This window comes from Polaromonas sp. P1_G4 (genome assembly GCF_056405475.1).
Genome location: NZ_JBFUCA010000337.1, coordinates 1 through 4690, shown reverse-complemented (window position 1 = coordinate 4690; position 4690 = coordinate 1). Strand labels below are relative to the sequence as shown.

Below are 4690 nucleotides of genomic sequence, written 5' to 3'. Positions count from 1 at the left end.
GCCTTCACATCGGCCAGCGGCAGCTCGTCCTTGACTTCAGGCGCTTGCAGCGCCGGAAAGCCCGTGCCCTTGGGGAAGTTCTCAAACAAAAAGCGCTTCCAGTGAAACTGGTAAGGCGAAGCGATGGCGCCGGCCTTTTGCAGCAAATCGAGCGGCGCGGTGTGCGTGGCGCGCGAGGCTTCGACGACTGCCTTGTATTCGGCGCTGTTCTTGTCGGGCTTGAAGAGGATTTTGTAAAGCTGATCGCGCACCGGCGCCGGGCATTCGCCGCGGCCCAGTTCTTCGGCCCAGGCGGTGATTTGCGCTGCGACCTGCTTTTTCTTTTCGATGGCGGCCAACGCCTGCTGCAGGATTTCCGCCGGTGCCTTCTTGAAGCGGCCCTTGCCGGCACGGCGAAAGTAGTGCGGCGCGTCATACAGGCGAAAGAGCGCGGCGGCCTGTTGCTCCAGCGAGGCGGCTTTGCCGTCGGCGCTGAAGTAATCGCGCGCCAGGTCGGCAAAGCCGAATTCGTCTTCGCTGGCGAATTCCCAAGCCAGGTCCAGCTCAATATCGTGGCTCAGCTTTTGGCCGGCGGCCACCATCTCGGCAGGGGATGGCTTTTCAAACTTCAGCAGGGCATTAACGCCCTTGACCTTCACACGCTTGCYCGAGTCGAGCTCGACCTGCAGCGAGGCATCGCTCTCGGACAAAATGCGGCCGGCCAGGAACTTGCCGGCTTCTTCAAACAATACAAACAAAACGGGATCCCTTTGGTGTCTTTGATGACTTGAGACTAGTGTAATCAGGGCTGCTTCAGAGAGATTTCAGGCCAATGCCAGGAAGTCGAGGATGGTCGGCAAATGCCGGTCAAAGTCGCTCAGTGCATGGTCGCCGCCTTCCAGCAGCCGGATGTGAGCGCCCGCATAACGGGCCGTCATTTCACGACAGTCCAGCACTTCGTCACCCTTGGCAACGATGGCGAGGTAGTTTTGCGGCGATTTCAGCGGCCCGGCGTGCTGTGCTTTCAGCTCATCCACAAAGCGGGGTTCGAAGAAAAAGTGTTCTTCCGGGTTGTGCCAGGCCGTTTGCTCGCCGATGTAGCGGGTGAGGTCGCGCGCCGGCTCCACGGCCGGGTTGAGTAGCACGGCCTTGCAAGCGGCCTGTTCGGCCACCGCAGTGGCGTAAAAGCCGCCCAGCGAAGAGCCGATCACGCCCATGCTTTGGTAGCCCGGCTTGCCGGGCCAGCCGGCAATTTCGTCCTTCACCATCTGCAGCGCGGCGTGCGGCGAAGGTGGCAGCTGCGGGCACCACCAGTGAACGGTGGGATGGCGCTGCTGCACGGCAGCGGCCATTTTTTTTGCTTTCACGGATTGGGGGGAGGAGCGAAATCCGTGGAGATAGAGCAGGTGGGTGGTGCGCATGCCGCATGTTAGACGGGCTGGCCACCACAGGTTTTGCCGGAGCCGATTTCCCGGGTTTCGCGGTGTTTGATGCCGGTTTTAAGTGAAACAGGGTTTCAAGCCAATCAGGGCCAGCGCGAGCAGCTATGTAATTGATAGCGATGCCCGCTTTCGCGGGATGCCCGGCCACGCGTTCCCGGCTTCAAGGCTGACGGATAATCCGCGCATGGCCGCCGTTTTCGACAAACCCTCCCTTTATCAGCGAACCTTGCCTTTGCTCCAGGGCTTTGACGGCCTGCTGGCGTTTGCGGTGTTTTTGCTGGCCTGTGCAGGCCTCCTGATCATGTATTCGTCAGGGTATGACCACGGCACCCGGTTTGTTGACCATGGCCGCAACATGCTGATTGCCGGCGCCATCATGTTTGTGGTGGCCCAGGTGCCGCCCCAGCGCTTGATGGCGTTTGCCGTGCCGCTGTACATCGCCGGCGTGGCCTTGCTGGTGGCGGTGGCGATCTTCGGCGTCACCAAAAAAGGCGCTCGGCGCTGGCTCAATGTGGGCGTGGTGATCCAGCCCAGCGAAATCCTGAAAATTGCCATGCCGCTGATGCTGGCCTGGTGGTTTCAGAAACGCGAAGGCCAGCTACGCCCGCTGGACTTCCTGGCCGCCGGGTTGTTGCTGCTCGTTCCGGTCGGGCTCATCATGAAGCAGCCTGATCTGGGAACCTCCCTGCTGGTGCTGGCCGCGGGGCTCGCGGTGATTTTTTTTGCCGGGCTGAGCTGGAAGCTGATCCTGCCGCCAGTGCTGCTGGGCCTCATCGGCGTGTTCCTCGTGGTGTGGTTCGAGCCGCAAATCTGTGCCGACGGCGTGCGCTGGCCCATCCTGCACGACTACCAGCAGCAGCGCATCTGCACGCTGCTCGACCCCTCGCGCGACCCGCTGGGCAAGGGCTTTCACATCATCCAGGGCATGATCGCCATTGGCTCGGGCGGCATCACGGGCAAGGGCTTTATGGCCGGCACCCAGACGCACCTGGAGTTCATTCCCGAGCGCACCACCGACTTCATCTTCGCGGCGTACTCCGAAGAGTTCGGTCTGTTGGGCAATCTGTTGTTGATTGCGGCGTTCATCTTCCTGATTTTGCGCGGACTGGCCATTGCGCTGGAGGCATCGACCCTGTTTTCGCGCCTGCTGGCCGGTGCGCTGACCATGATTTTTTTCACCTATGCTTTCGTCAACATGGGCATGGTCAGCGGCATCCTGCCCGTGGTGGGCGTGCCGCTGCCTTTCATCAGCTATGGCGGCACGGCCATGGTGACGCTGGGACTGGCCATCGGCATGCTGATGTCGATCGCCAAGGCCAAGCGCTTGGTGCAGAGCTAAACAAGGAGGTTCATATGGGGTTTTTTGACTGGTTTGATACGCGGGCCGCAAGTCAGTGCGGCATTTCGCTGGCGGAACTCGTGATCCGCGAGCTGCCGGCCAAAGAGTCGGTGAAAGAAAAGAAATTTGCGGAAAAAGCAGAAAAAACGCTGATAAAGATGTCGCATGAACTCGCTGCCTTTAAACGGGCCAACAAACTCAATACCTACAAAAAAGCCAAGCTGGGTAATGCCTTTTTGTGGACATTGAAAGACCGCGGCGTTAATGATGCCTATGCCGATGAATTGACGCAGTGGCTTTCTTTGCAGCTGTAGTTCTTACCGTTTTTCTGGAGCAGCATGTTCGGACTTCTAAGAAAAATCCTGCCGGCTTCGTCGAGCGCTGCAGCCAGCGTCGGTGCGCCTGACAAGGATCGTTGCGCTGAACTCAAAAAGAATGGCAATGCCTTGTTGGCAGAAGGCAAGCTTTATGAGGCGGCTTTGTGCTACGGCGAGGCAACGAAGGCCGATCCAGAAGATGTCTTCGCACTGATCAATCTCGGATATGTATTAAGTGAGCAGGGCCACCTTCTGGAAGCCAAGGCGGCACTTGAACAGGCCGCAAGTCTGGATCCCACACAGCATGACGCGCATTTCATGTTGGGAACGCTCGCACAGCGGGAGGCAAACGTATCTCAGGCCATTCACCGATTCAAGAAGGTTGTGCTGCTTGCGCCAGAGTTTGAACCGGCCTATCGTGAATTGGGCTATGAACTCTTTCAACATGAGCAGATGACGGAGGCGGAAGAGATCATGCAGGAAGGCATTCGCCGATTTCCCGAATCAGTCGGGCTTCTCTGCAATCTGGGAAACCTGTACAGCGCCCAGAATTTGCCGCTCAAGGCGATAGCGCCCTACGAAAAAGCCCTTGCGCTGGAGCCGGAGAACGCCCAATTCATGAGCAACCTGGGGGCCGCGTGCGAGGCCGCGGGAGATTTCGCACGGGCGATTCCGTTGATGCGGCGGGCACTGGATCTCAATCCAGGGGACGCAAATACGCTGGTTCACCTCGGTATTTCCTTGGGTGAACAGGGCTTCCATGATGACGCCATCAAAAGTTACCGGACGGCCCTTGAGCTGGACTCCGGGCATTTTGCTGCCCATTTCAATCTCGGGTTTAGCGCCCTGCTGAATGGCGACTATGCAACGGGCTGGACGGAATACGAGTGGCGGCTCAGAAGCGCGAAAGAAAAAGACGTGAAAGAGCGCAAGGTCTTTGCWAAGCCTCTCTGGCTCGGTGGGGAGGCTATCGCCGGTCAAACGATCCTGCTCTCGTGTGAACAGGGATTTGGGGACACCATCCAGTTTTCCAGATACGCCACGGAAGTGGCCGCACTCGGTGCGCGCGTGGTGCTTCAGGTGCAGGCGGGACTTAAAGAGCTGATGGGGACTCTTCCAGGGGTGACCCGCGTTCTGGAGGAGCATGAGCCCTTGCCGCCGTTTGATTGCTATTGTCCCTTGATGAGCCTTCCATTGGCCCTGGGGCATCATCGGACCGGGTTTGTGCCGGCGAGCTTGTCTTATTTGAAAGCCGATCCCGATAAAAAGGCGGCCTGGCAACAGCGGCTCGCTGCCTTGGCTGGATCTGCTACCCCCCGGGTGGGCATTGTTTGGTCCGGCAACGCCAAACAGAAGCGCGACCGGCTACGCTCTCTGCGACTTGCGGAATTTCTGCAAGCCCTGCCCGACGGAATGCCGGCAATATGCCTTCAACCCATGCTTCGTGAAGTGGACATTCCTGTCATGAAGACGCAACCTCACATCCTCTGTCCGGGCGAGGCGCTGAAGACTTTCGCCGATACGGCAGCTGTGATCGACTCACTGGACCTGGTTGTTACGTCGGATACCAGCGTGGCACACCTTGCGGGTGCCATGGGTAAACCGGTTTGGAT

Annotated in this window: 4 protein-coding genes and 1 pseudogene; 3 read left to right on the top strand and 2 right to left on the bottom strand. The window is 58.9% G+C overall.

Going from position 1 to position 4690, the window contains the following annotated elements; genetic code table 11:
* Positions 1-737 (bottom strand): annotated as a pseudogene (locus AC1D1X_RS15975) (RNB domain-containing ribonuclease); the annotation flags it as partial.
* Positions 738-803: 66 nt separating this feature from the next.
* A complete protein-coding gene (locus AC1D1X_RS15970) occupies positions 804-1400 on the bottom strand; it encodes a YqiA/YcfP family alpha/beta fold hydrolase (protein ID WP_477698637.1) in 597 nt (198 codons plus the stop codon).
* Between the two features lie 205 nt (positions 1401-1605).
* On the opposite strand from AC1D1X_RS15970, the gene rodA reads away from it, so the two are divergent.
* The 3 genes from rodA to AC1D1X_RS15955 form a co-directional block, all read left to right on the top strand.
* Positions 1606-2760, top strand: a complete 1155-nt coding sequence (gene rodA, locus AC1D1X_RS15965; protein ID WP_477668385.1) for a rod shape-determining protein RodA — start codon at positions 1606-1608, stop codon at positions 2758-2760.
* A gap of 14 nt (positions 2761-2774) precedes the next feature.
* Positions 2775-3074, top strand: a complete 300-nt coding sequence (locus AC1D1X_RS15960) for a hypothetical protein (protein ID WP_477668384.1) — start codon at positions 2775-2777, stop codon at positions 3072-3074.
* Positions 3075-3098: 24 nt separating this feature from the next.
* Positions 3099-4690, top strand: a 1592-nt coding sequence (locus AC1D1X_RS15955) for a tetratricopeptide repeat protein (protein ID WP_477698636.1), incomplete at its 3' end; no start/stop codon positions are given.

What these genes read in the sequence shown, in the direction of transcription:
- AC1D1X_RS15960 (WP_477668384.1), top strand. Translation starts at nt 2,775, where the DNA reads ATGGGGTTTTTTGACTGGTTTGATACGCGGGCCGCAAGTCAGTGCGGC.
- rodA (WP_477668385.1), top strand. Translation starts at nt 1,606, where the DNA reads ATGGCCGCCGTTTTCGACAAACCCTCCCTTTATCAGCGAACCTTGCCT.
- AC1D1X_RS15970 (WP_477698637.1), bottom strand. Translation starts at nt 1,400, where the DNA reads ATGCGCACCACCCACCTGCTCTATCTCCACGGATTTCGCTCCTCCCCC.